This is a genomic window from Variovorax paradoxus (genome assembly GCF_030815855.1).
Lineage (GTDB): Bacteria > Pseudomonadota > Gammaproteobacteria > Burkholderiales > Burkholderiaceae_C > Variovorax > Variovorax paradoxus_M.
This window is the reverse complement of record NZ_JAUSXG010000001.1, coordinates 3,993,307-4,018,698: the sequence shown is the minus strand read 5'-3', so window position 1 is coordinate 4,018,698 and position 25,392 is coordinate 3,993,307. Positions and strand designations below refer to the sequence as shown.

The following is a 25,392-nucleotide window of genomic DNA, read 5'->3' as shown; positions in this document are numbered from 1 at the left end:
GGCGGGCCCGTAAAATCGCCGGCTCTCATGCCCGCGATCTCATTCCAATCGGTCTCCAAGACCTACCCCCCCTCCAGACAGCAACGGGCCCAAGGCAAGCAAGGGCTGCGCGCCGTCGACGAGGTCAGCTTCCAGATCGAGCCGGGCGAGTTCTTCGGCTTGCTTGGCCCGAACGGCGCGGGCAAGACCACGCTCATCAGCATGCTGGCCGGCCTGTCGCGTCCCACCGCCGGCGCGATCAGCGTGCACGGCTTCGACGTGCAGCGCGACTATGCCGAGGCCCGGCGCCAGCTGGGCATCGTGCCGCAGGAACTGGTGTTCGACCCCTTCTTCAATGTGCGCGAATCACTGCGTATCCAGTCGGGCTATTTCGGCATCAAGAACAACGAAGCCTGGATCGACGAACTGCTGCAAAGCCTCGGCCTGGCCGACAAGGCCACTGCCAACATGCGCCAGCTCTCGGGCGGCATGAAGCGCCGCGTGCTGGTGGCGCAGGCGCTGGTCCACAAGCCGCCGGTGATCGTGCTCGACGAACCCACTGCCGGTGTCGACGTCGAGCTGCGCCAGACGCTCTGGCAGTTTGTCGCGAGGCTCAACAAAGAGGGCAGCACCGTGCTGCTCACCACGCACTACCTCGAAGAGGCCGAGGCGCTGTGCAGTCGCATCGCCATGCTCAAGCTGGGCCGCGTGATCGCGCTCGATCGCACCAGCGACCTGCTGAAGTCCGCCGCCAGCAACGTGCTGCGCTTCAAGACCGACGCCATGCTGCCCTGGGCCATTGCCCAGCATGCGCGCATCACCGGGCGCATCGTGCAGCTGCCGGCGCAGAACGCGCATGAAGTCGAACAACTGCTGGCTGCCATCCGCGAAGCCGGCGTCGCGGTGGAAGACGTGGAAATGCGCAAGGCCGATCTTGAAGACGTGTTCATCGATCTGATGGCGGGTGAGCAAACACCGCTGGAGGTGTCGCGATGAGCGCCGCGCCGGGCCGCCCCAACCAAGCGAAGCTCCCCCTCGGGGGGAGGCGAGGACACGCAGTGCCGAGCAAGGGGGCTCTATGATGGCCGTTACGGGGTGGCGCGCGCTTCTCTACAAAGAAACTCTGCGCTTCTGGAAGGTCGGTTTCCAGACCGTCGGCGCGCCGGTGCTTACCGCGCTGCTCTACCTGATGGTGTTCGGCCATGTGCTCGAAGACCACGTCAAGGTCTACGGCTCGGTCGGCTACACCGCCTTCCTGGTGCCGGGCCTCGTGATGATGAGCGTGCTGCAGAACGCCTTCGCCAACAGTTCCTCGTCCATCATCCAGAGCAAGATCATGGGCAACCTGGTGTTCGTGCTGCTCACGCCGCTCTCGCACTGGGGCTGGTTCTTTGCCTACGTGGGCTCGTCGGTGATCCGCGGGCTGGCCGTGGGGCTCGGCGTGTTCCTGGTCACCATGTTCTTCGCCATGCCGAGCTTCGTGGCGCCGATCTGGATCCTGGTGTTCGCGCTGCTGGGCTCCGCGATGCTCGGCACGCTGGGGCTCATTGCCGGGCTCTGGGCCGAGAAGTTCGACCAGATGGCCGTGTTCCAGAATTTCCTCATCATGCCCATGACTTTTCTCTCGGGCGTGTTCTATTCGATCGGTTCGCTGCCGCCGTTCTGGCAATCGGTGAGCCATCTCAACCCGTTCTTCTACATGATCGACGGTTTCCGCTACGGCTTCTTCGGCGTGAGCGACGCTTCGCCCTGGCTCAGCCTGGGCATCGTCGGCACCGCCTGGCTGGTGATCAGCGCCATCGCGGTTCATCTGCTGCGAATCGGCTACAAAATCAGAGGCTAGAACGTGGCTCTCCCCCAGTCTTCGCGCACTTCGTGTCGCTTCGCCAACCCCCTTCCGGGGGCAACACCTGCGGCCCGGCAAAGCCGGTTCCGCGGTGTTCCCCAGTAAATGCTCATCCCATGACCGCTGACCAGCTCCAAGCCATCATCACCGCCCACCTGCCGTGCGAGCACATCTCGCTCGAGGGCGACGGGCGCCACTGGTACGCCACCATCGTCTCGGCCGAATTCGAGGGCAAGCGCGCCATTCAGCGGCATCAGCGGGTCTACGCCACCCTCGGTGCGAAAATGCATACCGACGAGGTGCATGCGCTCTCCATGAAGACCTACACGCCGGCCGAATGGGCGGCGTTGGAAAAATAACTCTCCGGCCCCGCGGGGCCCTGATTCGCTGGAAATTCGATGGACAAACTTCTGATTCGCGGCGGGCGCCAGCTTCGCGGCGAGGTACTCATTTCCGGCGCCAAGAACGCAGCCTTGCCGGAGCTTTGCGCCGCGCTGCTGACCGACCAGCCCGTGACGCTGCACAACGTGCCGCGCCTGCAGGACGTGTCGACCATGCTCAAGCTGGTGCGCAACATGGGCGTCGTGGCCGAGCGCGATGACAACGGCACGGTGCAGCTCAATGCCGGCGACCTCGGCAACCCCGAGGCGCCCTACGAACTGGTGAAGACCATGCGCGCCTCGGTGCTGGCCCTCGGCCCGCTGCTCGCGCGCTTCGGCCGTGCCAAGGTCTCGCTGCCGGGCGGCTGCGCCATCGGCTCGCGGCCGGTCGACCAGCACATCAAGGGCTTGCAGGCCATGGGTGCCGAGATCGTGGTCGAGCACGGCTACATGATCGCCAGCCTGCCGGCCGGGCGCACCCGCCTGAAGGGAGCGCGCATCCTGACCGACATGGTCACCGTGACCGGCACCGAGAACTTCCTCATGGCCGCCGCGCTGGCCGAGGGCGAGACGCTGCTCGAAAACGCCGCGCAAGAGCCCGAGATCGTCGACCTGGCCGAAATGCTGATCCGCATGGGCGCCAAGATCCAGGGCCATGGCACCAGCCACATCCGCATCCAGGGCGTCGAAAAGCTGCACGGCTGCGAACACGCCGTGGTGGCCGACCGCATCGAGGCCGGCACCTTCCTGTGCGCCGTGGCGGCCACGGGCGGCGATGTGTTCCTGCGCCACGCGCGCGCCGAACACATGGACGCCGTGGTCGACAAACTGCGCGACGCCGGCTGCACGGTCGCCTCGGAAGAGGGGGGCGTGCGCATCCGTTCCAAGGCCCCGGCCAGCGAGCACCTGAAAGCGCAGAGCTTCAGCACCACCGAATACCCGGGCTTCCCGACCGACATGCAGGCCCAGTTCATGGCCCTGAACGTGGTCGCGCGCGGCGCCTCGATGGTCACCGAAACGATCTTCGAGAACCGCTTCATGCACGTGAACGAAATGGTGCGCCTGGGCGCGACCATCCACGTCGAGGGCAAGGTGGCGATGGTCGAGGGTGTGCCGCAGCTTTCGGGCGCCACCGTGATGGCCACCGACCTGCGGGCCTCCGCGAGCCTTGTGATCGCCGGCCTCGTGGCCGAGGGCGAGACGCTGATCGACCGCATCTACCACCTCGACCGTGGTTACGACCGCATGGAAGCCAAGCTGCGCGGCATCGGTGCCGACATCGAGCGTGTGGCGGGAGCGTCCGCATGATCACCCTGGCATTGCAGGAGTCGCAATCATGATCACGCTTGCTCTGTCCAAGGGCCGCATCTTCGAAGAGACGATGCCCCTGCTGGCGGCCGCCGGCATCGAGGTCACCGAAGACCCCGAGAAATCGCGCAAGCTGATCCTCGCGACCACGCGCCCCGACGTGCGCGTGGTGCTTGTGCGTGCCTCCGACGTGCCCACCTACGTGCAATACGGCGGCGCCGACCTCGGCGTGACCGGCTCCGACGTGCTGCTCGAGCACGGCAACCAGGGCCTGTACCAGCCGCTCGACCTGCGCATTGCGGCCTGCCGCCTCAGCGTGGCAGTGCGCGCCGATTACGACTACGCCTCGGCCGTGAAGCAGGGCTCGCGCCTGCGCGTGGCGACCAAGTACGTGGGCCTGGCGCGCGAGTTCTTTGCCACCAAGGGCGTGCACGTCGACCTGATCAAGCTCTACGGCAGCATGGAGCTCGCACCGCTCACCGGGTTGGCCGACGCCATCGTCGACCTGGTCTCGACCGGCAACACGCTCAAGGCCAACCACCTGGTCGAGGTCGAACGCATCATGGACATCAGTGCCCGCCTGGTGGTCAACCAGGCCGCGCTCAAGCTCAAGCGCGAGCCCATCCGCCGCATCATCGACGCCTTTGCGTCGGCCATTCCTCGGCCTTGAGGAGCACCGTGTCCGAAGAGAACAAGAGGAGCTTTTTTTCGAAACTCGACAGCCACTACGCGGCAGTCGAGATGATCAGAGACGCCTCCAAGGCACTCTGGATCATTGCAGCGCTGCAAGCGATCTCGGCGCTGATCGGCGACAAGGTCGGATTGGTGGATGCCGCGTTGAATGCCGCCTGCGCATTTGGCATTGCCCGCTTCCGTAGCCGGGTTGCCGCGAGCATTGCGCTGGTATTCGCGCTCGGAACCTTGATCTTTGCCGGATATGGCATTGCCGCGGGTGGCCGGGTCAGCGGGGCGGGCGTGTTGATCGCGATATTCGCCGTTTGGGGCGCGGCCCGCGCGCTTGAAGCGACCGTCAAAATACGCGGTACCTTGGCCAACAAACCCTCGCGTCTTTCGATCGACCTCGAATGAACAGCCGTCCCGTTGGACATTTTTCTCGATACATGCGATGAAACTGAAAGCAGCCCCCGCCCGTCTCTCCACGACTTCAGCCAGCTTCGACGCTGAATTCAAGGCGCGGCTGCATTGGTCCGCGGACGCGGACGCGGCCATCGAGAAGGTGGTGGCCGACATCCTGGCCGATGTGCAGAAGCGCGGCGACGAAGCGGTGCTGGAGTACACCCACCGCTTCGACAGGCTGGGCGCCGCGGCGTTGCCCGAACTCGAGCTCACGCAGGCCGAACTGAAGGCCGCCTTCGAATCGCTGCCCGTCACGCAGCGCGACGCGCTCGAAGCCGCCGCGCGCCGCGTGCGCAGCTATCACGAGGCCCAGAAGAAGGCGAGCGGCGAGAGCTGGAGCTACCGCGATGCGGACGGCACGCTGCTTGGACAGAAGGTCACGCCGCTCGACCGCGTCGGCATCTACGTGCCCGGCGGCAAAGCGGCCTATCCGTCGAGCGTGCTGATGAATGCGATTCCGGCGCACGTGGCCGGCGTGGCTGAAATCGTCATGGTGGTTCCGACGCCGGGTGGCGAGAAGAACCCGCTCGTGCTCGCCGCCGCCTACGTGGCCGGCGTTACGCGCGCCTTCACCATCGGCGGCGCCCAGGCCGTGGCCGCGCTGGCCTACGGCACCGCCACCATCCCCGCGGTCGACAAGATCACCGGCCCCGGCAACGCCTACGTGGCGGCCGCCAAGCGGCGCGTGTTCGGCACCGTGGGCATCGACATGATCGCGGGCCCGAGCGAGATCCTGGTGCTGGCCGACGGCACCACGCCGCCCGAATGGGTGGCCATGGACCTGTTCAGTCAGGCCGAGCACGACGAACTCGCGCAGAGCATCCTGCTGTGCCCCGATGCGGCGTATATCGACCGCGTGCAGGCCGAGATCGACCGCCTGCTGCCTGCCATGCCGCGAGCCGAAATCATCGCCGCATCGCTGAACGGCCGCGGCGCGCTCATTCACACGAAGAGCATGGAAGAGGCCTGCGACATCAGCAACCGCATCGCGCCCGAGCACCTCGAAGTCAGCAGCAGCGAGCCGCAGCGCTGGGAGCCGCTGCTGCGCCACGCGGGCGCGATCTTCCTCGGCGCCTTCACCAGCGAAAGCCTGGGCGACTATTGCGCCGGCCCGAACCACGTGCTGCCGACCAGCGGCACGGCGCGCTTTTCAAGCCCGCTCGGCGTCTACGACTTCCAGAAGCGTTCCAGCCTGATCGAGGTCAGCGAAGCCGGCGCCCAGGTGCTCGGCCCGATCGCCGTGACGCTGGCCGAAGGCGAAGGCCTGCAGGCGCATGCCGAAGCCGCCCGCATGCGACTGCGTAAGATCTGAAGCTCCACAAGAACCCGTTCCCGGGAGGAGCTGTCCAGATGATTCACGGTCTTTATCGTTCGCGCTTTTTCAAATTCGCCACAGGCCTCGTTGCAGGCGCAGCCTTGCTCGTCGCCTGCAGCCAGATGCCGCAGGTTCCGCGCAGCGAATCGGCCGCCTTGTCCGCAACGCCCAGCGCCGCCGCGCCCGCGCCGGTCCAGCTCGGCACCCAGTGGGGCGAGGGCATCGAGTCGAAAACCCGCTCGGTCTCCGCCAAGCGGCTGTCCGCGCAGCCCGACGAAGTGGCTTCGCTCGGCTACAACGAAGCGTCGGCCGTGCGCCGCGAGGCGGGCAACAACCCCGAACGCCGGCTCAACCTGCAACTGGCGCAAGGCGATGTCGAATGGTCGGTGCTCGACGAGAGCGACCGCCCCCTGCCGCTGCAGCGCGCGCGCCGCAGCACCGACATGTTCCGCCTGGCCGGCGTCGAAGGTTCGCGCTACACCCTGCGCTTTCGCAACCTGAGCGACCGCAGCTACGAGGTGATCGCCACGGTCGACGGCCTCGACGTGCTGAACGGCAAGCCCGGCAGCCTGCGCAACGGCGGCTACGTGCTGCGCCCGCAGCAGGTGCTCGACATCGAAGGCTTCCGCAAGAGCCAGAGCGAGGTCGCGGCCTTCCGCTTTGCCGCGCCGGGTCGCGCCTATGCGGCGAATACCGAGGCCGGCGACGTGCGCAACATCGGCGTGATCGGCGCCGCTCTGTTCGAGCTCGAGCAGCCCGAGGCGCCGCGCCGCCCGCGCCGTGAAACCACGCCCCCGCAGCCCAGCGCCTTTCCGGCCGACAGCGCGTACGCGCCGCCGCCGCGCTACCGCAAGTAAGAGCCGTGAAGCGCACCGCCGTCCTGCTGCTGCTCGCACTGCTGGCCGGCACCGGTGCGCGGGCGATGAGCATTCGCGAACTGCGCACGCTCGAAGCCAATGAGAAAGACGGCAAGGCCTATGCGAGCTACTACCTCGTCGGCGTGCTCGAAGGCTTGCGCGAAGGCGTGGAAGCGTCGCAGCGCAACGGCCAGAAGCCGGTCTTCTGCGTCGAAGGCCGCCGCCTCGAGCCTTCGATGGCGCGCTCTCTCTATCAAACCGAGCTGACGCGCAACGCCGACAGCTATGAAGCCGACATGCCCGTGCAACTGGTCATGTCCGGCGCCCTCAGAAACAGCTACCGCTGCACCCGATGACAACCACCCCCGCCGCTCGCCCGATCGATCGCATCCGCCCCGACGTCCAGTCCATGCGCGCCTACGCCGTGCAGGACGCACGCGGCTTCGTCAAGCTCGACGCCATGGAGAATCCCTTCGGCCTGCCGCCCGCGCTGCAGGCCGAGCTTGGCGCGCGGCTCGGCGCGCTGGCGCTCAACCGCTACCCGGGCGAGCGCGGCGCCGATCTGCAGCGCGCGCTGGCCGCGCATGCGCAAATGCCCGAAGGCTTCGCGCTGATGCTGGGCAACGGCTCCGACGAACTGATTTCGCTGCTGGCCATTGCATGCGCCGTGCCCGGCGCCGCGGTGCTCGCGCCGCTGCCCGGCTTCGTGATGTACGCCATGAGCGCGCAGCTGCAGGGCCTGCGCTTCGTCGGCGTGCCGCTGACGGCCGACTTCGAGCTCGACGAGGCCGCCATGCTGGCCGCCATCGCGTACGAGAAGCCCGCCATCGTCTACCTCGCCTACCCGAACAACCCGACGGCCAATCGCTGGGACGATGCCACCATCGAGAAAATCGTCGAGGCGCAGGGCCGGCAGGGCGGCCTGGTGGTGATCGACGAGGCCTACCAGCCCTTCGCCGCCCGCAGCTACATCGATCGGCTCGCGAAGCATGGCCATGTGCTGCTGATGCGCACGCTCAGCAAGTTCGGGCTGGCCGGTATCCGCCTGGGCTATCTCATGGGGCCGGCCGCGCTGATCGCCCAGATCGACAAGGTGCGCCCGCCCTACAACATCAGCGTGCTCAACTGCGAATGCGCACTGTTCGCGCTGGAGCACGCCGAGGTGTTCGAGGCCCAGGCGAAACAGATCCGCGAGGAGCGCGATCGCCTGATGACGGGTTTGGGCCGCCTGCCGGGCGTGAAGACATGGCCGAGCGACGCCAACATGATCCTCGTGCGCGTGCCAGATGCCACCAAGACCTTCGAGGGCATCAAGGGGCGCGGAGTTCTGGTGAAGAACGTTTCTAAAATGCACGAACTGCTCGCAAATTGCCTGCGCCTCACCGTCGGAACGGCCGACGAGAATGCGCGAATGCTCGCGGCACTCGAAGCCTCACTATGACCACCCCCCAAATCGCCGACACGGGCACCGCCGCGCGCACCGCCTCGGTGACCCGCAACACCGCCGAAACCAAGATCACCGTCAGCGTCAACCTCGACGGCACGGGCAAGGCCAAGCTCGCCACCGGCATCGGCTTCTTCGACCACATGCTCGACCAGATCGCGCGCCACGGCCTGATCGACCTCGACATCGACTGCCAGGGCGACCTGCACATCGACGGCCATCACACGGTCGAGGACGTCGGCATCACGTTCGGGCAAGCCGTGGCCAAGGCCATCGGCGACAAGAAGGGCATTCGCCGCTACGGCCATGCCTACGTGCCGCTCGACGAGGCGCTGAGCCGCGTGGTCATCGATTTCTCGGGCCGCCCGGGCCTGGTGATGCACGTGCCGTTCACGAGCGGGATGATCGGCACCTTCGACAGCCAGCTGACCTACGAGTTCTTCCAGGGCTTCGTCAACCACGCCTTCGTCACGCTGCACATCGACAACCTCAAGGGCGTCAACGCGCACCACCAGTGCGAAACCGTGTTCAAGGCCTTTGCACGCGCGATGCGCGGCGCGCTCGAGCTCGACCCGCGCTCGGTGGGCGTCATTCCCTCGACCAAGGGTTCGCTCTGAAATCCTCCAGCGGACAGCCATGAAATCTGCAGCAAATACCGTCGCGGTCGTCGACTACGGCATGGGCAACCTGCACTCGGTGTCCCAGGCTGTGCGGCATGCGGCCGACCAGGTGGGCGTCGAGGTCTTCGTCACCTCCGACCCCGAGGTGGTGCGCAAGGCCACCCGCGTGGTGTTGCCGGGGCAGGGCGCCATGCCCGACTGCATGCGCGAACTGCGCGACTCCGGTCTTCAGGAATCGGTGCTCGAAGCCGCGGCGAACAAGCCGCTCTTCGGCGTGTGCGTGGGCATGCAGATGCTGCTGTCGCGCAGCGACGAAGGGCCGACCGACGGCCTGGGGCTCATTCCCGGCGAAGTCGTCAAGTTCGACCTGGCTGGCCGGCTGCAGCCCGACGGCAGCCGCTTCAAGGTGCCCCAGATGGGCTGGAACCAGGTGCGGCAGGCCCAGCCGCATGCGGTCTGGGCGGGCATCCCCGACATGAGCTATTTCTACTTCGTGCACAGCTTCTACGCGCGGCCGTCGGACGTCCGGCACAGCGTGGGCGAGGCGGATTACGGGGCATGCTTTACCGCAGCCATCGCACGCGATAATATTTTTGCCACCCAGTTCCACCCGGAGAAGAGTGCGGACCACGGGTTGCAGCTCTACCGAAATTTCCTCCACTGGAATCCCTGACCTTATATTTCCGCCCGGGCCGAATCTTTCTCAGCCCGGATTCCGCACACTCGCGTCACTTCCATGCTCCTCATTCCCGCCATTGATCTCAAAGACGGCCACTGCGTTCGCCTCAAACAAGGCGACATGGACCAGTCCACCATCTTCAGCGAAGACCCTGCCGCCATGGCCCGCAAGTGGGTCACGGCCGGCGCGCGGCGGCTGCACCTGGTCGACCTGAATGGCGCATTCGCCGGAAAGCCGCAGAACCACGCGGCGATCAAGGCGATCCTGAAGGAAGTCGGCGACGACATCCCGGTGCAGCTCGGCGGCGGCATTCGCGACCTCGACACCATCGAGCGCTACATCGACGACGGGCTGCGCTACGTGATCATCGGCACCGCCGCGGTCAAGAACCCCGGCTTCCTGAAGGACGCCTGCGTGGCCTTCGGCGGCCACATCATCGTGGGGCTCGACGCCAAGGACGGCAAGGTGGCCACCGACGGCTGGAGCAAGCTCACGGGCCACGAGGTGGCCGACTTGGGCAAGAAGTTCGAGGACTACGGCGTCGAATCGATCATCTACACCGACATCGGCCGCGACGGCATGCTCTCGGGCATCAACATCGATGCCACCGTCAAGCTCGCGCAGGCGCTGACCATTCCGGTGATCGCCTCGGGCGGCCTGTCGAACATGGCCGACATCGACCAGCTCTGCGCGGTCGAGTCCGAAGGCGTCGAAGGCGTGATCTGCGGCCGCGCCATCTATTCGGGCGACCTCGATTTCGCGGCGGCGCAAGCCCGCGCCGACGAGCTCGCCGGCGCCTGAGCCACTTCGCATAGCGCGGCGTGCTCTCCGCGCTTGCCATTGCCAATTACCGGTCGCTGCGCCAGCTGACGGTGCCGCTCGGGCGGCTCACGGTTGTGACCGGGCCCAACGGCAGCGGCAAGTCCAGCGTGTACCGCGCGATGCGGCTCCTGGCCGACATTGCCAACGGCGGCGTGATCCGTTCGCTGGTGCGCGAAGGCGGGCTCTCTTCCACCCTCTGGGCCGGTCCTGAGCGCTTTTCGGCCGCCATGCTGCGCGGCGACGCGCCGGTGCAGGGCACCGTGCGCAACGAGCCGGTGAATCTGCGGCTCGGCTTCTCGGGTGTCGAAGCGGACGACTTCGGCTACGCCATCGACATCGGCTTGCCGCCGCCGGTGCCGCCGACGGCCTTTTCGCGCGACCCGGAAATCAAGCGCGAGGCCATCTGGAGCGGCCCGGTGCTGCGGCCTGCCACGCAACTGGTCGACCGCAAGGGAGCCTCGCTGCGGCTGCGCGGCGAGCGCAGCGGAAGCTGGGAGCCCGTAGGCCGGCCCATCGCCCATTTCGCCAGCATGATGACCGAGTACGCCGACCCGCACGCCGCGCCCGAGATGCTCACGCTGCGCGAGCAGATGCGCTCCTGGCGCTTCTACGACCACTTCCGCTCCGATGCCGATGCGCCCGCGCGCCAGCCGCAGCTCGGCACCTACACGCCGGTGCTCGCCAACGACGGCTCCGACCTGGCCGCCGCGCTGCAGACCATCCGCGAAATCGGCGACAACGACGCACTCGACCGTGCCGTCGACGATGCGTTTCCAGGCGCCCGTGTCGAAGTGCGGGTCAACGAAGACCGTTTCGAAACACTGATGCACCAGCACGGCCTGCTGCGGCCCCTGACCGCGGCGGAACTCTCCGACGGCACCTTGCGCTATCTGCTCTGGATCGCCGCGCTTCTCACGCCCCGTCCGCCCGCGCTGCTGGTGCTCAACGAGCCCGAGACCAGCCTGCACCCCGACCTGCTGCCGGCGCTGGGCCGGCTCATCGCGCAGGCCGCGCGCGAATCGCAGGTCATCGCGGTGTCGCATGCAGCGCGGCTGATCGCCGCGCTCGAAGACAGCGACGACCTGCAACCGGTGGTGCTCGAAAAGCGCCTCGGCGAAACCCGCATCGCCAACCTCGACATGAGCGAGATACCGCATTGGGCGTGGCCGGCGCGCTGACCGCCTGGGTCCCGTTTTCACTCGCGCCGCCGGCCCGGCTACTCCGCCTTCACCGACATCGTCTGGATGATCGCTTCGAGCTGCGCGCTCATCGGCAGGTTGATGCTCTCCCCCGTCGGCAGCTTGCGCAGGAACCAGCGTTTGTACTGGCGCTCGATTTCGCCGTCCTCGGCCAACACCTGGAAGGTGTCGTTGATCACCTTGGCCAGCTGCGCATCGCCCTTGCGGTACATGATGCCGTAGGGGTCGTAGGAGAGATAGTCGCCGACCACTTCGTACTCGGCCTTGGCGGCGTCCCGTGCGATCAGGCCGTAGAGCAGCACGTCGTCGGTGGCAAAGGCATCGGCCTGGCCGCTCTTCACGAGCCCGAATGAATCGGCGTGGTCGCGCGCCACCACCAGATCGATCCCGAGCCTGAACTTCTGCGAAAGCTCGCGCAGCGTCTTCTCGTTGGTGGTGCCAGCAGTCACAGCGACCCGCTTGCCGGCCAGGTCGCGAAACGACTTGATCGGCGAACCCTTCTTCACCAGCACCTTGGTGCCCGAGACGAACATCGTCGGCGAGAAGCTCACGCGCTTCTGCCGCTCGAGGTTGTTGGTGGTCGAGCCGCACTCGAGATCGACCGCGCCGCTCTCGACCGCGCCGATGCGCGAATCGGAGGTCACCGGCACCCACTTGATCGCGAGGCTCTTGTTCACCGCGTCCTCGATGGCCGTGACCAAGGCGCGGCAGAGCTCGATCGAATAGCCGATCGGTTCGTTGCGTGCATTGAGAAAAGAAAACGGCACCGACGATTCGCGGTAGCCGATGGTGATGGCACCGGTCTGGCGCGCCTTGGCGAGGGTGCCGGTCAATGTCTCGGGGGCTTGCTGCTGCGCCCGCGCCGGGGCTGCGGCGACAAGCGCGGCGGCCGCCAGCAGGCCGGCAATGAGAACCGGCAGCGCGACCTTGAGCTTCATGGCGCGCCTCACGCGTGGGCCGGATGGGCGAGCGTGGCGGCGGCTTCATCGTCCAGCGCCTTGGCGTTCACCGCTGCGTCGCTCTCGGAGAGCAGCTCGCCTTCCCACTTGGCCACCACGGCGGTGGCGATGGAGTTGCCCACCGCGTTCGTGGCCGAGCGCCCCATGTCGAGGAAGGTGTCGACGCCCAGGATCAGCAGCAAGCCGGCCTCGGGAATGTCGAAGTGGTTGAGTGTGGCGGCAATCACCACCAGCGAGGCGCGCGGCACGCCCGCCATGCCCTTGGAGGTGAGCATCAGGATCAGCAGCATGGTGATCTGCGTGCTGAGCGGCATGTGGATGTCGTAGGCCTGCGCGATGAACAGCACCGCAAAGGTGCAGTACATCATCGAGCCGTCGAGATTGAACGAATAGCCCATGGGCATCACGAAGCTCGAGATCTTGCGCTTCACGCCGAAACGGTCGAGCGCCTGCAGGATCTTCGGGTAGGCCGCTTCCGAACTCGCCGTGGCGAACGAAAGCAGAAAGGCCTCCTTGATGAGCACCAGCAGCTTGAAGACGCGCGGGCCCAGGAAGGCAAAGCCCGCGAAGATCAGCACGCCCCACAGCACGAAAAGGCCCAGGTAGAAGTCGCCCATGAAAACGGCGAACTTGAGCAGGATGCCCAGGCCGTTCGTCGCAACCGTGGCGGCCATGGCGGCCATCACCGCGAGGGGCGCCAGCTTCATCACGTAGCCCGTGATCTTGAGCATCGCGTGCGAGAGTTCGTCGATGGCGGCCACCAGCGTCTTGGCCTTGTCGCCGAGCGAGGCGAGCGCCACGCCGAAGAACATCGAGAACACCACGATCTGCAGGATCTCGTTGTTGGCCATCGCCTCGGCGAAAGACTTCGGAACCATGTGGCTCACGAAGTCCTTGAGCGTGAACTTCGCAGTGGCCAGGTTGGCCGAAGAGCCGATGTCCGGCAGCGGAAGCCCGAGGTTCTCGCCAGGCTTCAAGAGATTGGCCATCACGAGGCCGATGACCAGCGAGATCAGCGATGCCGTGAAAAACCATCCGAGCGACTTGCCGAACACGCGGCCCACCGACTTCGCATCGCCCATGTGCGCGATGCCCACCACCAGGGTGGAGAACACCAGCGGCCCGATCAGCATCTTGATGAGACGCAGAAACACGTCCGACACGATCGAGACATAGCCCGCGATCTGCGCGGCAGCCTTCTTGTCAGGGAAGCTCGCGAAGATCATGTAGCCGACGAGAATGCCGAGCACCATGGCAATCAGGATCCAGGCGGCGGCCGGCAGTTTCTTTCTCATGGTTGTCCCTTTGACGTGTGTGTGGTTTTGGGGCGCGAGCGCATCGGCCGCCACCCTCTCCTTGTGCGGCAGGCAGAGGGTATCCAAGAAGGTCCCCTGCGTGCAACCGGCACCGGCGCGGCGGTGATGAAGTCTTAAGTCTCCAATGCCAATTTCGTGCCACGGAATTTCGCTGCCTACAATTCTCCAATGGACATCTGCTCGATCGAGTTTCGCGGCCAGCCGGCGCTTCGTGCCACCGGCGGCGACGGCAGTGCCTTCACCGTGGCTCTACACGGGGCGCAGCTGCTTTCCTGGACCACGGCCGACGGGGCCGAGCGGCTCTATCTGAGCCCGCGCGCCGTGTTCGACGGGGCGGCGGCAATCCGCGGGGGCGTGCCCATTTGCTGCCCCCAGTTCAACCAGCGCGGCATGTTGCCCAAGCATGGTTTCATGCGCAATCTGCCTTGGGAAAACCGGGGCATCGACGCCACTTCGGGCGAACTGACCTTGCGGCTGCGCGACAGCGAGGCCACGCGCAAGCTCTGGCCGCACGCTTTCGAGGCACGGCTGCAGGTCGGCATGGGCCCGGGACGGCTTCGCGCCGCGCTGACGCTGCTCAATGTCGACCATGCGCCATTCAGCTTTGCGGCGGCGCTGCACACCTACCTGCGCGTCGACGACATTGCCGAAGTGCGCCTGGAGGGGCTGCAAGGCGCCAACCGCTGGGATTCGCTGCGCGACGACCGCCACGTGGAAACGGCGCCGGCGCTGCGCTTCGATGCCGAGTTCGACAGTGTCTATGCCGCTCCGGCCAAGCCGCTGCGCCTGGTGCAGCCGAGCGGCACGCTCGAAATTTCGCAAAGCGCGAGCTGCAGCGAAACCGTGGTCTGGAACCCGGGCGCCGCGCTGGGTGCGAAACTCGCCGACATGCCGGAAGACGGCTACCGGCACATGCTGTGCGTCGAGGCCGCGCGCATCGACGAGCAGGTGCTGCTGTTGCCCGGTGCCCAGTGGCAGGGCTGGCAGCAGCTTCGCGTGCTCTGATTTTTCTTCTTACGACCGACCATGCTCGCAAAACGCATCATTCCCTGTCTCGACGTTACCGGCGGCCGCGTGGTCAAGGGCGTCAACTTTCTCGAGCTGCGCGATGCCGGCGATCCGGTCGAAATCGCCGCGCGCTACAACGCGCAGGGCGCCGACGAACTCACTTTTCTCGACATCACGGCCACCAGCGACGGCCGCGACCTGATCCTGCCGATCATCGAGGCGGTGGCCTCGCAGGTCTTCATTCCGCTGACGGTGGGCGGCGGCGTGCGCACCGTGGCCGATGTGCGCCGGCTGCTCAACGCGGGCGCCGACAAGACCAGCTTCAACTCGGCGGCCATCGCCGATCCGAAGGTAATCGAGGACGCGTCGCAGAAATACGGCTCGCAATGCATCGTGGTCGCCATCGACGCCAAGCGCCGCGGCCCCGAAGAAGCCGCTACGCGTGGCGCGGGCTGGGATGTGTACAGCCATGGCGGCCGCAAGAACACCGGCCTCGACGCCGTGGCATGGGCGACCGAGATGGTGCGTCGTGGCGCCGGCGAAATCCTGCTCACAAGCATGGACCGCGACGGCACCAAGAGCGGCTTCGACCTCGAGCTCACCCGTGCGGTGAGCGACGCCGTCAACGTGCCGGTCATCGCATCGGGCGGGGTGGGCAATCTCGACGACCTGGCCGACGGCATCCAGAGCGGCGGCGCCGACGCGGTGCTGGCCGCCAGCATCTTCCACTACGGCGAACACACGGTCGGCGAGGCGAAAGCCCGCATGGCCGCGCGGGGCATTCCCGTTCGGATGTGATCCGCTTCCCGGCCGCCCGGGGTGGGACAATACCTGCCATGAATTGGCTTGACGAAGTGAAATGGGACGCGAACGGCCTGGTGCCCGTGATCGCGCAGGAACAAGGCAGCAACGACGTGCTGATGTTCGCCTGGATGAACCGCGAGGCGCTCGAGAAGACCGCCGAGCTGGGCCGCGCCGTCTATTTCAGCCGATCGCGCGCCAAGCTGTGGTTCAAGGGCGAGGAATCGGGCCATGTGCAGACGGTCCACGAAATCCGCCTCGACTGCGACAACGACGTCGTGCTGCTCAAGGTCACCCAGCTGGGCCACGAGCCCGGCATTGCCTGCCACACCGGCCGCCACAGCTGCTTCTTCAGCAAATACGAAAACGGCCGTTGGAACGCGGTCGAGCCGGTCTTGAAAGACCCGGAGTCGATCTACAAATGACGGCCACAGTGAACACCGCCGACGCTCTCGCACGTCTGGCTGCCGTCATCGAAAGCCGCCTGCCCGCACGCGGCGGCGATCCCGACAAGAGCTACGTGGCGCGCCTGCTGCACAAGGGGCCTGATGCCTTTCTCAAGAAGATCGGCGAGGAAGCCACCGAGGTCGTCATGGCTGCCAAGGACGCCGACCATGGCGGCGACCGCACGAAAATAGTGAACGAAGTGGCCGATTTGTGGTTCCACACCATGGTGGCGCTGGCGCACTACGGTTTCTCGCCCAGTGAGGTGATTGCGGAGCTCGAGCGCCGCGAGGGCACCAGCGGCATCGAGGAAAAAGCCCTGCGCAAGGCGCAGGCCCGCGAGGCATCCAACGATTGAAAGGACATCTCCAATGGCCAACGACATCGTGAACGTGGAACCCGACGACTCCCTCAAGACCTGGGGTTGGGTCAGCTATGTCCTGCACCTGATCGTGGCCGTCGGCGCGGTCCTGCCGGGCGCACAAGCTTCGGTGCTCCTCTTGCTGCTGGCGCTGGTGATCGATTTCGTCAAGCGCGACGACGCCGCCGGCACTTGGCAGGCGTCGCATTTCAGCTGGCGCATCCGGTCGGTGCTGTGGGCCGGCCTGCTGTACGTGGTCACGTCATGGCTCTGGCTGCTGTTTCTGGTGCCGGGCTGGATCGCCTGGAGCCTGATTTCGCTGTGGTTTCTCTACCGGATCGTGAAGGGCATGATCCGCATGAACGCCAGCCGCCCCATGGAACCCAAAGATGTCATCTGATCCGAACTGCGTCTTCTGCAAAATCATCGAAGGCAAGATCCCCTCGCGCAAGGTCTACGAAGACGACGAACTGTTCGGTTTTCACGACATCTCGCCCTGGGCGCCGGTGCATTTCATGCTGGTGCCCAAGAAGCACATCGCCTCGATGGCGCAGCTCACGCCCGACGACGCCGCGCTGATGGGCAAGATCATGACGCTGGCCCCGAAGCTGGCGCTGGAGCAGGGCTGCAGGCCCTATCCCGAAGGCGGCTGGCGCGTCGTCATCAACACGGGCACCGAGGGCGGACAGGAAGTTCACCATCTCCATGTCCATGTCATGGGCGGTCCCCGGCCATGGCTTCGCGGCTGAACATTAGGCCAAACTGTCACATTTAGCCCGACTAAAATCGGACACATTCTTAGGAGTCTTCCATGGGTTCATTTTCAATCTGGCACTGGCTGATCGTGCTGCTCGTCGTGGTCATGATCTTCGGCACCAAGAAGCTGCGGAACATGGGTTCCGACCTCGGCGGCGCCGTCAAGGGCTTCAAGGACGGCATGAAGGAAGGCGGCACCACCGACGCATCCGCTGCTTCGTCGGCCCCCGCTGCCCAGGTGACCGGCCAGCCGGCCAACAGCGACAAGTCGGCGATCGACGTCGAAGCGCGTCAGAAGTCCTGAGCGCGGGTCCTAAGTGCTCGACCTCGGTATTGAGAAGCTGGCGCTGATCGGCGTCGTGGCGCTGATCGTCATCGGCCCGGAAAAGCTGCCCCGGGTGGCGCGTACGGTCGGCACCTTGCTAGGCAAGGCGCAGCGCTACGTGAACGACGTCAAGGCCGAGGTCAATCGCTCGATGGAACTCGAAGAGCTGCGCAAGATGAAAACCACCGTGGAGGATGCGGCGCGCGATGTCGAGCACAGCATTCATACCGGCGCGACCGATCTCGAAAAGCAGTTCTCCGGCTCGGGCGAAACCCTCTCGGCCCTGGCCGAACCCGAGCCTTCGGTGCCTGAATACAGGCACCCGCGCAAGAACTGGCGTCTGAAGCAGGGCGCCACGCCGCAGTGGTACAAGGCCCGCAACGGCGTGCGCACCAAGGCGCTGTCGGGTGCCGCGCGCGTCGCCCGTTTCCGCCCGCACAAGATCAACTAGCGGCTTTCACTTCCCGCGTCCTCGTGCGCCGCACGCCGGCCGAAGCCACGCTTTCTCCTGCTCCTTTTCCTTCCAATGGCCGATTCCGACAACAAGAACAAAGACGCAGAAGACGAGTTGGCGGGCACCGAACAGCCGTTCGTGCAGCATCTGGTCGAGCTGCGCGACCGCCTGCTCTATTGCGTCTACGGACTCGTGGTCGCGGGCGTGCTGCTGGCCATCTGGCCCGGCCCGGGCGGGCTGATCGATCTCATCGCCGTGCCGATCCAGGCCCACATGCCGCCGGGCGCCAAGCTCATCGCGGTGGGTGTGTTCTCTCCCTTCTTCGTGCCGCTGAAGGTGCTGGGCATGACGGCCGTGCTGTTGGCGCTGCCCTGGCTCATGTACCAAATCTGGATGTTCGTGGCGCCGGGGCTCTATAGTCATGAAAAGAGGTTCGCGCTGCCGCTGATCTTGTTCGGCAGCCTGCTGGCCTACGTCGGCATCGGCTTCGTGCAGTTCTTCGTGCTCGACAAGATGTTCGGCTTCATTCAGAAATTCACGCCGCCGAGCGTGAATGCCACGCCTGACATCTCGTCGTACGTGGAGGCCATCTTGTCGCTCTACATCGCGTTCGGCGTGGCGTTCCAGGTGCCGATCGTCGTGATGCTGCTGGTGAAGTTCGAGATGGTGACCATCGAAAAGCTGAAGTCCTTCCGCGGCTACTTCATCGTGGTGGCCTTCGTGGTGGCGGCGGTGCTCACGCCGCCCGACGTGGTGTCGCAGCTTGCGCTGGCGGTGCCGATGTGCCTGCTCTACGAGGTGGGCATCATCGGCGCGCGCTACTTCGCGAGCGGCAAGAAGACCGAAGAGGAAGAAGAAAGCGCCGATTCATCGGCGTAACTGGCTCACCCCCAGTCTTCGCGCACTTCGTGTCGCTTCGCCAACCCCCTTCCGGGGGCCACACCAGCGGCCCGGCAAAGCCGGTTCCGCGGTGTTTCTGGCGAAGAGGTTGCCCGGTATGGGCTGCTCCGATACCTACTCGGGCTGGTTGGGCACCTGCCGCACCGGGCTCTTGGGCCGCAAGCCCGGCGTCACGTCCAGTTCCATCTTGTCGGTGCCGCGCTGCAGCGCAAAGCGTGCGGTGCTGCCCGGCTTGAGTCCGGCCACCGCGGTCAGCAGGGCCTGCACGTTGTCGGTCTTCTTTTCGCCCACCGAAGTGATCACGTCGCCCGGACGGATGCCGGCCTTGGCTGCGGGTCCGTTCTGGAGCACGCCGGTGATGATGACGCCGGTATCGGCCTTCACGCCGAACGTCTCGGCCAGTTCCGGCGAGAGCTCGTTCGGCTCGACGCCGATCCAGCCGCGGCGCACCTGGCCTTCCTTCACGATGCCTTCGAGCACGATCTTGGCCATCGAGACCGGAATGGCGAAACCGATGCCCATGCTGCCGCCCGAGCGCGAGTAGATGGCGGTGTTGATGCCCTGCAGGTTGCCGTTGACGTCGATCAGCGCGCCGCCCGAGTTGCCCGGGTTGATGGCGGCATCGGTCTGGATGAAATTCTCGAAGTTGTTGATGCCCAGCTGGTTGCGTCCGAGCGCCGAGACGATGCCGCTGGTGACCGTCTGGCCCACGCCGAACGGGTTGCCGATGGCCAGCACCTGGTCGCCCACCTGGAGCTCGTCGGAATTGCCCAGCACGATGGCGGGGAGCTTGTCCATTTCGATCTTGAGCACGGCCAGGTCGGTGTCCGGGTCGGTGCCGATCACCTTGCCGCGCGTGTGGCGGCTGTCGTTGAGCGTGATCTCGATTTCGTCCGCGCCCTCGACCACGTGGTTGTTGGTCAGTACGTAGCCGTCGGAGCTCACGATCACGCCGCTGCCCAGGCCGACCTGGGGCTGATCGCCCTGGTCGCCGAAGAAAAACCGGAACCACGGGTCGTTGCTGCGCGGATGGCGCTGCGCCGCCTTGCTGGTGTTGATGCTGACGACCGCGGGCGAAGCCTTCTTCGCCGCCGCGCTCAGGCTCCCGGGGGCTGCTATCGCGGCCGTGCCGGCCGGTGCCTGGACGACCGACACCACGCCGCCCAGCGAGGTGGCGCGCCGGTTGATCCACTCGGGCTTGAGGGTGGCAACGACGAAGTAGGCCGCCAACAGGACGGTCACGGCTTGGGCAAAGAGCAGCCAGGTGCGTTTCATGGAATCTTGTGAACGGATAAGCACGCCGCGTCCAGTGCGGCGCTATGGGCCGATTGTCCCTCAAGCCCCGTTCGGCAGAAACCGCGCCGCCCGGTCGAGATTGACAAAGGTCACATGCGCCAATAAGGGATAACCCGTAGCATCGTGAAGCGAGCCCACCCGGCTCCGAACTCCGGCCTTCCGCAATCGCCCACCCGGCGGACGCGGCCAGGTGTTTCGCCGGCGCGCTGCCTTCCGCTTTCAATCCCTTCTGCGACCCGGTGCGCGGCAATGACCTCCCTGCCAGCCATGACCTCTCACGCAATTTCTCCGGACGGCGCCCAGCCGGTTCCGGCCCGCACGCTCGACGCGCGCGACTACAAGACCCTGGCCCTGTCCGCTCTCGGCGGAACGCTGGAGTTCTACGACTTCGTCATCTACGTTTTCTTCGCCACCGTCCTGGGCGCGCTTTTCTTTCCGGCCGACATGCCCGACTGGCTGCGGCAACTGCAGACTTTCGGCATCTTCGCCGCCGGCTACCTGGCCCGGCCGGTGGGCGGCATCGTCATTGCGCACTTCGGCGACCTGCTCGGCCGCAAGCGCATGTTCACGCTCTCGATCTTCCTGATGGCGGCGCCGACGCTGGTCATCGGCCTGCTGCCCACTTACGCGAGCATCGGCATCGCGGCGCCGCTGCTGCTGCTGGCGATGCGCGTGCTGCAGGGCGCGGCCATCGGCGGCGAAATGCCCGGCGCGTGGGTGTTCGTCGGCGAGCATGTGCCGGCGCAGCGCTACGGCTTCGGCATCGGCACGCTGACCTCCGGCATTACGGGCGGCATTCTGCTGGGCTCGCTCGTGGCCGTGGCCATCAACCGCTACTACCCGCCCGCCGAGGTGAGCGGCTTCGCCTGGCGCATTCCCTTCGTGCTGGGGGGTGTGTTCGGGCTTGTCTCGGTGTACCTGCGCCGGTTCCTGCACGAGACACCGGTCTTCAAGGAGCTGGCGGATCGCAAGACCGTGGCGCGCGAACTGCCGCTGCGCACGGTGCTGCGCGAGCATCGCGCGGCGAGCGTCTATGTGGGGCTGCTGACCTGGGTGCTGTCGGCCGCCATTGTGGTGGTGGTGCTGTACACGCCCACCTACCTGCAGAAAGTGCACCACATTCCGGCCGCGCTGGCGCTGGAAGCCAATGCGCTCGCCACGCTGACCCTGACCATCGGCTGCGTGTTGGTCGGCTGGGCCAGCGACCGCATCGGTACGCGCGCCGTCATGCTCATCGGCTGGGGTGGACTGTTCGTGACGGCGTATCTGTTCTACACAGGGCTGCCCGGCACGCCGGCCACGCTGTTCTGGCATTACGGCCTGGTGGGCTTGTTCGTGGGCACCATCGCCACGGTGCCGATGGCCGGCGTGCGCGCGTTTCCGGCACCGGTGCGTTTCACCGGGCTTTCGTTTGCCTACAACATGTCGTATGCGGTGTTCGGCGGACTGACGCCCGTGATTCTCACCGTCTGGCTGCAGCACGACACCATGGCACCGGCGCACTACGTGGCCGTGCTGGCAGCCCTGGGCTTCGTGCTGGCCCTGTGGCCCCTGGCGGCACGCGGCCATGCGATGCGCGGCGGTGAACGGAGCGCGACAATGTCGCGATGAGCACCACTCGCCACGAATTGCTGCACGCCTTCGACCTGCTTCTTGCGCCCTCCCGCTTCAAGGACTACGGACCCAACGGCCTGCAGGTCGAGGGCCGCACCATGGTGCGGAAGATCGTCTCGGGCGTGACCGCGAGCCGCGCGCTCATCGAAGCCGCCATCCACGCCGAGGCCGACGCCATCTTTGTCCATCACGGCCTGTTCTGGCGCGGGCAGGACGCCTGCGTCACCGGCTGGATGAAGCAGCGCCTGGGCCTGCTGCTGGGCGACGACGTCAACCTGTTCGCGTACCACCTGCCGCTCGATGCGCACCCCGAGCTCGGCAACAACGCCCAGCTCGGCCTGCAACTCGGATTGCTGGCCCATGCCGGCTCGACCGGGCGCTTTGGCGACCAGGAGCTCGGTTTCCTGGGCGCGCGCGACAACGGGGAGAGCTTTGCCAGCGCAAAGGAACTCGCCGCGCACGCCGAAAAGGTTCTCGGGCGGCCCGTGACCCTGGTCGATACCGCCCACAAAGCCATCAAGAACATCGCGTGGTGCACGGGCGGCGCCCAAGGTTACTTCGAGGCCGCCATTGCCGCCGGGGCCGATGCCTTCATCACCGGCGAGATCTCGGAACCCCAGGCTCACTACGCACGCGAGATGGGCGTCGCCTTTCTGGCCTGCGGCCACCATGCCACCGAACGCTATGGCGCCCCGGCGGTCGCCGCGCATGTGGCGGCCCAGCTCGGGCTGAAGCACGAGTTCATCGACATCGACAATCCGGCATGAGCGGCCAGGCCCCCCTCGCTTCTGTCGCCGCCCCCATCGCCATCACGCTGGGCGACCCTGCGGGCATCGGCCCGGAAATCATCGTCAAGGCTTTCCAGCAGGCGCCCGACGCCACGCACGGCGCCTTCGTGGCCGGCGACGTGGCCACGGTGCGCCGCGCATCGCAGGCCCTGGCGCTGCCCGGGCAACCGGCGTGGCCGGTAGCGGAAATCGAACACGTGGCCGAAGCGGCCGACGCCCCGCCGGGTTGCATCCCCGTGCTGCAGGTGGTGGCGCCGCCGCGGAACATCGTGCCCGGCCGCATCAGCGCCGAAGCCGGACGCGTGGCCGGCGACTGCGCGGTCTGGGCTGCGCGCGCCGCATTGCGGGGCGACATCGCCGCCCTCGTGACGGCGCCGCTGCACAAGGAAGCGCTGGCGGCGGCCGGCTTTCCGTATCCCGGGCACACCGAACTGCTGCAGGCCGAGGCCGCCGCCCATGCGGGCCTTGCGGTGGACGGCATGCCGGTGCGCATGATGCTCGCCAACGACGAGCTGCGCACCGTGCTGGTCAGCATCCACATGTCATTGCGCGACGCCATCACCGCCGTGAGCTTCGGCGGCGTGCTGGAGACGCTGCGCATCACCCACCGCGCGCTGCACCGCATGCTCGGACGGGCGCCGCGCATCGGCGTGGCCGGCCTCAATCCGCATGCGGGCGAGGGCGGCCTGTTCGGCTCCGAAGAGCGCGACATCATCGCGCCGGCCATTGCGGCAGCTCGTGCCGAGGGCATCGATGCCGACGGACCGCATGCGCCCGACACGGTCTTCATGCGCGCGCGCACCAAGGCGGGCGCGCCCGGGAGCGGCGAGTTCGACGTGGTGGTCGCGATGTACCACGACCAGGGGCTCATTCCGGTCAAGTACCTCGGCGTGGAGAAAGGCGTGAACGTGACGCTGGGCCTGCCGCTGGTGCGCACCAGCCCCGATCACGGCACCGCTTTCGACATTGCGGGCACCGGCCGGGCCGACGCCTCGAGCCTCGTCGAGGCCCTGCGCATGGCCAGAACGCTGGCAGGGGCTTGAGGAGAGGAGCCCCCGGCGCGCCTAAGGACGATTCTTCAGGCTGTCGCGAATCTCGCGCAGCAGGGCGATGTCTTCAGGCGGTGCCACCGGAGCCGCGGGCGCGTCGGCATGGACCTTGCGCAGCTTGTTGATCTGCTTGACCATCATGAAGATGATGAAGGCAAGGATCAGGAAGTTGACCGCGATGGTGATGAAGTTGCCATAGGCCAGCACCGGCACGCCCGCCTTCTTGAGGTCGGCCAGGTTGTTCGCCACGCCCGCCGGCGCGGCACCCAGCACCAGGAACAGATTGGAGAAATCGAGCTTGCCGAACACCACGCCGACCACCGGCATGATGATGTCGCTCACGAGCGAGTCGACGATCTTTCCGAACGCAGCGCCAATGATCACGCCCACCGCGAGATCGATGACATTGCCCTTGACGGCAAACTCCTTGAATTCACTGAGGACGCTCATGATTTTGAGGTGCGGGGCGCACGGGCGTTGAAGATGCCGCGAGTATGCCTGCGGAACAATCCGCCCGCCTGGAACTCGATCGACACGTGGCTGTAGTCCGAAAGAGTTCCCCGGCGGACCGGGGCTTCAACAATAACGAATCAATCGCCGGCCCTGCACCGAGAAGGCGCAATTCCAATTAAATCGATGAATAGTTTCTGGTTAATGGTCACCGGGCTCGGTGACAGCGGCTTTCTATTGCCCGCCGCACTGTGGATCGCAATTTGGCTGGCGGTCCACCGCAGCACGCGTCCGGCGGCGGTGCATTGGGCGCTCTTATTCGGTGGATGCGGCTTTGCCGTGATGTTGTCCAAACTGGCTTTTCTGGGCTGGGGAATCGGCAGCGCCCGGTTCGATTTCACCGGCTTTAGCGGACACACCGCATTGGCAACGAGCGTCTGGACGGTTGTCTTCTGGCTTGTGGCGATGCGGTTTGCACCATTCTTGCGCATTGCGGCGGCCATCGCGGGATGGGCGTGGGGCGTCGCCATCGGAGTGTCGCGGCTGGCGCTTGAAGTGCACTCCACCGCAGAAGTGGTGACAGGCGTGGTGCTCGGCACGGTTGTGAGCGCAAGCTTCGTTTGGCTGCAGCGCAACAGCCTGCCCATCGCGTCATTGCGCACGCCCCGCTGGCTTGCCGCGGGCGTGGTGGTGCCGTTGTTGTTGTTCGTCACCGTGGGGCGGCCCGCACCCACTCAGTACGCGCTTGAATCCGTTGCCGCCTGGATGGCGGGCATCGAGCGCCCGTACAGGCGCAGCGATCTTCTGCACAACCGCGCACCTGCCCGCGCACCCGGATCGAATTCACAGGTGCTTACAAAAGAGCAAACCTTTTAGCCGACCGGCCAATGCGCACCAATTGTCGCTTGGATGCCACAATTGATCCGTTTAATGGTTAATTGATAGTTCACATTTGCAAACCGTGCGCAGCGGCTTTGCATGTCCACCGAAGGTTTTCATTCCCCAATGAAGAACCGCCCTTCGGCATTGCAGTCGAACATTCCCCTGCACGACCTCGGGATATTCCACAGATAGACACATTTTTTTCGTCTATTCAACGGAAAACAGGTGATGCGCGGGCAGCGACAATTCGCGCGGTGCGCCTGACGGCAACGCGCAGGCCCGCTTTCACGAACCGTGACAAAAAGGTCCCGGCCCAAATACGGATTGGGCTCGGGCCTTGCATATGAATCGCGGATGTTGAAAAACCAATTTGTGCAATGGGGATCAATTGACACGCTACGTG

At 65.9% G+C, this 25,392-nt stretch carries 31 protein-coding genes; 27 read left to right on the top strand and 4 right to left on the bottom strand.

Annotated elements, in window-relative coordinates; genetic code table 11:
- The first annotated feature begins 27 nt into the window (after positions 1 to 27).
- The 14 genes from QFZ42_RS19370 to QFZ42_RS19305 all read left to right on the top strand — a co-directional run bounded on the left by QFZ42_RS19370 (position 28) and on the right by QFZ42_RS19305 (position 11,565).
- A complete protein-coding gene (locus QFZ42_RS19370) occupies positions 28 to 975 on the top strand; it encodes an ABC transporter ATP-binding protein (protein ID WP_307702516.1) in 948 nt (315 codons plus the stop codon).
- An 82-nt stretch (positions 976 to 1,057) separates the two neighbouring features.
- Positions 1,058 to 1,822: an ABC transporter permease gene (locus QFZ42_RS19365; RefSeq protein ID WP_307702515.1), complete on the top strand. Its 765-nt coding sequence runs from the start codon at positions 1,058 to 1,060 to the stop codon at positions 1,820 to 1,822.
- A 119-nt stretch (positions 1,823 to 1,941) separates the two neighbouring features.
- Positions 1,942 to 2,184, top strand: a complete 243-nt coding sequence (locus QFZ42_RS19360) for a BolA family protein (protein WP_307702514.1) — start codon at positions 1,942 to 1,944, stop codon at positions 2,182 to 2,184.
- Positions 2,185 to 2,223: 39 nt separating this feature from the next.
- Positions 2,224 to 3,513, top strand: coding sequence for a UDP-N-acetylglucosamine 1-carboxyvinyltransferase (gene murA, locus QFZ42_RS19355; RefSeq protein ID WP_307702513.1), 1,290 nt, complete (start codon positions 2,224 to 2,226; stop codon positions 3,511 to 3,513).
- 28 nt (positions 3,514 to 3,541) lie between these two features.
- Positions 3,542 to 4,183: an ATP phosphoribosyltransferase gene (hisG, locus tag QFZ42_RS19350; protein ID WP_307702512.1), complete on the top strand. Its 642-nt coding sequence runs from the start codon at positions 3,542 to 3,544 to the stop codon at positions 4,181 to 4,183.
- 8 nt (positions 4,184 to 4,191) lie between these two features.
- A complete protein-coding gene (locus QFZ42_RS19345) occupies positions 4,192 to 4,602 on the top strand; it encodes a hypothetical protein (protein WP_307702511.1) in 411 nt (136 codons plus the stop codon).
- 37 nt (positions 4,603 to 4,639) lie between these two features.
- The gene (hisD, locus tag QFZ42_RS19340; RefSeq protein ID WP_307702510.1) at positions 4,640 to 5,962 is read left to right on the top strand and encodes a histidinol dehydrogenase; all 1,323 of its coding nucleotides are present in this window, start codon (positions 4,640 to 4,642) and stop codon (positions 5,960 to 5,962) included.
- 38 nt (positions 5,963 to 6,000) lie between these two features.
- Positions 6,001 to 6,822: a hypothetical protein gene (locus QFZ42_RS19335; RefSeq protein ID WP_307702509.1), complete on the top strand. Its 822-nt coding sequence runs from the start codon at positions 6,001 to 6,003 to the stop codon at positions 6,820 to 6,822.
- Positions 6,823 to 6,827: 5 nt separating this feature from the next.
- Positions 6,828 to 7,178 carry a hypothetical protein gene (locus QFZ42_RS19330; protein ID WP_307702508.1) on the top strand — a complete coding sequence of 117 codons (351 nt, stop codon included), beginning with the start codon at positions 6,828 to 6,830 and terminating at the stop codon, positions 7,176 to 7,178.
- Entirely contained in the window at positions 7,175 to 8,263 is a 1,089-nt protein-coding gene (gene hisC, locus QFZ42_RS19325) for a histidinol-phosphate transaminase (RefSeq protein WP_307702507.1), read from the top strand. Before QFZ42_RS19330 ends, hisC begins: the two co-directional genes overlap by 4 nt.
- Positions 8,260 to 8,883 carry an imidazoleglycerol-phosphate dehydratase HisB gene (hisB, locus tag QFZ42_RS19320; protein WP_307702506.1) on the top strand — a complete coding sequence of 208 codons (624 nt, stop codon included), beginning with the start codon at positions 8,260 to 8,262 and terminating at the stop codon, positions 8,881 to 8,883. Before hisC ends, hisB begins: the two co-directional genes overlap by 4 nt.
- A gap of 19 nt (positions 8,884 to 8,902) precedes the next feature.
- Positions 8,903 to 9,559: an imidazole glycerol phosphate synthase subunit HisH gene (gene hisH, locus QFZ42_RS19315; RefSeq protein WP_307702505.1), complete on the top strand. Its 657-nt coding sequence runs from the start codon at positions 8,903 to 8,905 to the stop codon at positions 9,557 to 9,559.
- Between the two features lie 63 nt (positions 9,560 to 9,622).
- Positions 9,623 to 10,366: a 1-(5-phosphoribosyl)-5-[(5-phosphoribosylamino)methylideneamino]imidazole-4-carboxamide isomerase gene (hisA, locus tag QFZ42_RS19310; RefSeq protein WP_307702504.1), complete on the top strand. Its 744-nt coding sequence runs from the start codon at positions 9,623 to 9,625 to the stop codon at positions 10,364 to 10,366.
- A 20-nt stretch (positions 10,367 to 10,386) separates the two neighbouring features.
- Positions 10,387 to 11,565 carry an AAA family ATPase gene (locus tag QFZ42_RS19305; protein ID WP_307702503.1) on the top strand — a complete coding sequence of 393 codons (1,179 nt, stop codon included), beginning with the start codon at positions 10,387 to 10,389 and terminating at the stop codon, positions 11,563 to 11,565.
- A gap of 38 nt (positions 11,566 to 11,603) precedes the next feature.
- On the opposite strand, the gene QFZ42_RS19300 is transcribed toward QFZ42_RS19305, so the two are convergent.
- Together QFZ42_RS19300 and QFZ42_RS19295 are read right to left on the bottom strand one after the other, a co-directional pair.
- Positions 11,604 to 12,524: an amino acid ABC transporter substrate-binding protein gene (locus tag QFZ42_RS19300; RefSeq protein WP_307702502.1), complete on the bottom strand. Its 921-nt coding sequence runs from the start codon at positions 12,522 to 12,524 to the stop codon at positions 11,604 to 11,606.
- A gap of 8 nt (positions 12,525 to 12,532) precedes the next feature.
- Positions 12,533 to 13,840 (bottom strand): dicarboxylate/amino acid:cation symporter, encoded by a 1,308-nt coding sequence (locus tag QFZ42_RS19295; protein ID WP_307702501.1) that lies wholly within the window; start codon positions 13,838 to 13,840, stop codon positions 12,533 to 12,535.
- 189 nt (positions 13,841 to 14,029) lie between these two features.
- Here QFZ42_RS19295 and QFZ42_RS19290 point away from each other — a divergent pair, with 189 nt between their 5' ends.
- The 9 genes from QFZ42_RS19290 to tatC all read left to right on the top strand — a co-directional run bounded on the left by QFZ42_RS19290 (position 14,030) and on the right by tatC (position 18,889).
- A complete protein-coding gene (locus QFZ42_RS19290) occupies positions 14,030 to 14,866 on the top strand; it encodes a D-hexose-6-phosphate mutarotase (protein WP_307702500.1) in 837 nt (278 codons plus the stop codon).
- A gap of 21 nt (positions 14,867 to 14,887) precedes the next feature.
- A complete protein-coding gene (gene hisF, locus QFZ42_RS19285) occupies positions 14,888 to 15,667 on the top strand; it encodes an imidazole glycerol phosphate synthase subunit HisF (protein ID WP_307702499.1) in 780 nt (259 codons plus the stop codon).
- Between the two features lie 29 nt (positions 15,668 to 15,696).
- Entirely contained in the window at positions 15,697 to 16,095 is a 399-nt protein-coding gene (gene hisI, locus QFZ42_RS19280) for a phosphoribosyl-AMP cyclohydrolase (RefSeq protein ID WP_307704270.1), read from the top strand.
- Positions 16,092 to 16,472, top strand: coding sequence for a phosphoribosyl-ATP diphosphatase (locus tag QFZ42_RS19275; protein WP_307702498.1), 381 nt, complete (start codon positions 16,092 to 16,094; stop codon positions 16,470 to 16,472). The genes hisI and QFZ42_RS19275 overlap by 4 nt, the downstream gene beginning before the upstream one ends.
- 13 nt (positions 16,473 to 16,485) lie before the next feature.
- A complete protein-coding gene (locus QFZ42_RS19270; protein ID WP_307702497.1) occupies positions 16,486 to 16,875 on the top strand; it encodes a DUF4870 family protein in 390 nt (129 codons plus the stop codon).
- Positions 16,865 to 17,224, top strand: a complete 360-nt coding sequence (locus tag QFZ42_RS19265; RefSeq protein ID WP_307702496.1) for a histidine triad nucleotide-binding protein — start codon at positions 16,865 to 16,867, stop codon at positions 17,222 to 17,224. Before QFZ42_RS19270 ends, QFZ42_RS19265 begins: the two co-directional genes overlap by 11 nt.
- Before the next feature lie 62 nt (positions 17,225 to 17,286).
- Positions 17,287 to 17,535, top strand: a complete 249-nt coding sequence (gene tatA / locus QFZ42_RS19260) for a Sec-independent protein translocase subunit TatA (RefSeq protein WP_307702495.1) — start codon at positions 17,287 to 17,289, stop codon at positions 17,533 to 17,535.
- 13 nt (positions 17,536 to 17,548) lie between these two features.
- Entirely contained in the window at positions 17,549 to 18,007 is a 459-nt protein-coding gene (gene tatB / locus QFZ42_RS19255) for a Sec-independent protein translocase protein TatB (RefSeq protein ID WP_307702494.1), read from the top strand.
- A gap of 75 nt (positions 18,008 to 18,082) precedes the next feature.
- Complete coding sequence (gene tatC / locus QFZ42_RS19250; protein WP_307702493.1) at positions 18,083 to 18,889, top strand: twin-arginine translocase subunit TatC; 807 nt, start codon at positions 18,083 to 18,085, stop codon at positions 18,887 to 18,889.
- A 135-nt stretch (positions 18,890 to 19,024) separates the two neighbouring features.
- Here tatC and QFZ42_RS19245 read toward each other — a convergent pair whose 3' ends face one another.
- Positions 19,025 to 20,185: a S1C family serine protease gene (locus QFZ42_RS19245; RefSeq protein ID WP_307702492.1), complete on the bottom strand. Its 1,161-nt coding sequence runs from the start codon at positions 20,183 to 20,185 to the stop codon at positions 19,025 to 19,027.
- Positions 20,186 to 20,473: 288 nt separating this feature from the next.
- Between QFZ42_RS19245 and QFZ42_RS19240 the strand changes: the two genes are divergently transcribed.
- The 3 genes from QFZ42_RS19240 to pdxA are packed head-to-tail and all read left to right on the top strand — an operon-like array spanning position 20,474 to position 23,651.
- Positions 20,474 to 21,817, top strand: a complete 1,344-nt coding sequence (locus tag QFZ42_RS19240; protein ID WP_307702491.1) for an MFS transporter — start codon at positions 20,474 to 20,476, stop codon at positions 21,815 to 21,817.
- Positions 21,814 to 22,587: a Nif3-like dinuclear metal center hexameric protein gene (locus QFZ42_RS19235; RefSeq protein WP_307702490.1), complete on the top strand. Its 774-nt coding sequence runs from the start codon at positions 21,814 to 21,816 to the stop codon at positions 22,585 to 22,587. The genes QFZ42_RS19240 and QFZ42_RS19235 overlap by 4 nt, the downstream gene beginning before the upstream one ends.
- Complete coding sequence (gene pdxA, locus QFZ42_RS19230) at positions 22,584 to 23,651, top strand: 4-hydroxythreonine-4-phosphate dehydrogenase PdxA (RefSeq protein WP_307702489.1); 1,068 nt, start codon at positions 22,584 to 22,586, stop codon at positions 23,649 to 23,651. The genes QFZ42_RS19235 and pdxA overlap by 4 nt, the downstream gene beginning before the upstream one ends.
- Positions 23,652 to 23,672: 21 nt before the next feature.
- Here pdxA and mscL read toward each other — a convergent pair whose 3' ends face one another.
- Complete coding sequence (gene mscL, locus QFZ42_RS19225; RefSeq protein WP_307702488.1) at positions 23,673 to 24,107, bottom strand: large conductance mechanosensitive channel protein MscL; 435 nt, start codon at positions 24,105 to 24,107, stop codon at positions 23,673 to 23,675.
- A gap of 186 nt (positions 24,108 to 24,293) precedes the next feature.
- Here mscL and QFZ42_RS19220 point away from each other — a divergent pair, with 186 nt between their 5' ends.
- Positions 24,294 to 24,983 carry a phosphatase PAP2 family protein gene (locus QFZ42_RS19220; RefSeq protein ID WP_307702487.1) on the top strand — a complete coding sequence of 230 codons (690 nt, stop codon included), beginning with the start codon at positions 24,294 to 24,296 and terminating at the stop codon, positions 24,981 to 24,983.
- Positions 24,984 to 25,392 lie beyond the last annotated feature (409 nt).

What these genes read in the sequence shown, in the direction of transcription:
- hisC (WP_307702507.1), top strand. Translation starts at nt 7,175, where the DNA reads ATGACAACCACCCCCGCCGCTCGCCCGATCGATCGCATCCGCCCCGAC.
- QFZ42_RS19360 (WP_307702514.1), top strand. Translation starts at nt 1,942, where the DNA reads ATGACCGCTGACCAGCTCCAAGCCATCATCACCGCCCACCTGCCGTGC.
- QFZ42_RS19365 (WP_307702515.1), top strand. Translation starts at nt 1,058, where the DNA reads ATGATGGCCGTTACGGGGTGGCGCGCGCTTCTCTACAAAGAAACTCTG.
- QFZ42_RS19370 (WP_307702516.1), top strand. Translation starts at nt 28, where the DNA reads ATGCCCGCGATCTCATTCCAATCGGTCTCCAAGACCTACCCCCCCTCC.
- hisG (WP_307702512.1), top strand. Translation starts at nt 3,542, where the DNA reads ATGATCACGCTTGCTCTGTCCAAGGGCCGCATCTTCGAAGAGACGATG.
- murA (WP_307702513.1), top strand. Translation starts at nt 2,224, where the DNA reads ATGGACAAACTTCTGATTCGCGGCGGGCGCCAGCTTCGCGGCGAGGTA.
- hisB (WP_307702506.1), top strand. Translation starts at nt 8,260, where the DNA reads ATGACCACCCCCCAAATCGCCGACACGGGCACCGCCGCGCGCACCGCC.
- QFZ42_RS19275 (WP_307702498.1), top strand. Translation starts at nt 16,092, where the DNA reads ATGACGGCCACAGTGAACACCGCCGACGCTCTCGCACGTCTGGCTGCC.
- QFZ42_RS19270 (WP_307702497.1), top strand. Translation starts at nt 16,486, where the DNA reads ATGGCCAACGACATCGTGAACGTGGAACCCGACGACTCCCTCAAGACC.
- QFZ42_RS19220 (WP_307702487.1), top strand. Translation starts at nt 24,294, where the DNA reads ATGAATAGTTTCTGGTTAATGGTCACCGGGCTCGGTGACAGCGGCTTT.
- hisF (WP_307702499.1), top strand. Translation starts at nt 14,888, where the DNA reads ATGCTCGCAAAACGCATCATTCCCTGTCTCGACGTTACCGGCGGCCGC.
- hisD (WP_307702510.1), top strand. Translation starts at nt 4,640, where the DNA reads ATGAAACTGAAAGCAGCCCCCGCCCGTCTCTCCACGACTTCAGCCAGC.
- QFZ42_RS19265 (WP_307702496.1), top strand. Translation starts at nt 16,865, where the DNA reads ATGTCATCTGATCCGAACTGCGTCTTCTGCAAAATCATCGAAGGCAAG.
- QFZ42_RS19290 (WP_307702500.1), top strand. Translation starts at nt 14,030, where the DNA reads ATGGACATCTGCTCGATCGAGTTTCGCGGCCAGCCGGCGCTTCGTGCC.
- QFZ42_RS19295 (WP_307702501.1), bottom strand. Translation starts at nt 13,840, where the DNA reads ATGAGAAAGAAACTGCCGGCCGCCGCCTGGATCCTGATTGCCATGGTG.
- tatA (WP_307702495.1), top strand. Translation starts at nt 17,287, where the DNA reads ATGGGTTCATTTTCAATCTGGCACTGGCTGATCGTGCTGCTCGTCGTG.
- QFZ42_RS19335 (WP_307702509.1), top strand. Translation starts at nt 6,001, where the DNA reads ATGATTCACGGTCTTTATCGTTCGCGCTTTTTCAAATTCGCCACAGGC.
- QFZ42_RS19240 (WP_307702491.1), top strand. Translation starts at nt 20,474, where the DNA reads ATGACCTCTCACGCAATTTCTCCGGACGGCGCCCAGCCGGTTCCGGCC.
- mscL (WP_307702488.1), bottom strand. Translation starts at nt 24,107, where the DNA reads ATGAGCGTCCTCAGTGAATTCAAGGAGTTTGCCGTCAAGGGCAATGTC.
- QFZ42_RS19245 (WP_307702492.1), bottom strand. Translation starts at nt 20,185, where the DNA reads ATGAAACGCACCTGGCTGCTCTTTGCCCAAGCCGTGACCGTCCTGTTG.
- tatC (WP_307702493.1), top strand. Translation starts at nt 18,083, where the DNA reads ATGGCCGATTCCGACAACAAGAACAAAGACGCAGAAGACGAGTTGGCG.
- QFZ42_RS19300 (WP_307702502.1), bottom strand. Translation starts at nt 12,524, where the DNA reads ATGAAGCTCAAGGTCGCGCTGCCGGTTCTCATTGCCGGCCTGCTGGCG.
- QFZ42_RS19235 (WP_307702490.1), top strand. Translation starts at nt 21,814, where the DNA reads ATGAGCACCACTCGCCACGAATTGCTGCACGCCTTCGACCTGCTTCTT.
- hisA (WP_307702504.1), top strand. Translation starts at nt 9,623, where the DNA reads ATGCTCCTCATTCCCGCCATTGATCTCAAAGACGGCCACTGCGTTCGC.
- pdxA (WP_307702489.1), top strand. Translation starts at nt 22,584, where the DNA reads ATGAGCGGCCAGGCCCCCCTCGCTTCTGTCGCCGCCCCCATCGCCATC.
- hisH (WP_307702505.1), top strand. Translation starts at nt 8,903, where the DNA reads ATGAAATCTGCAGCAAATACCGTCGCGGTCGTCGACTACGGCATGGGC.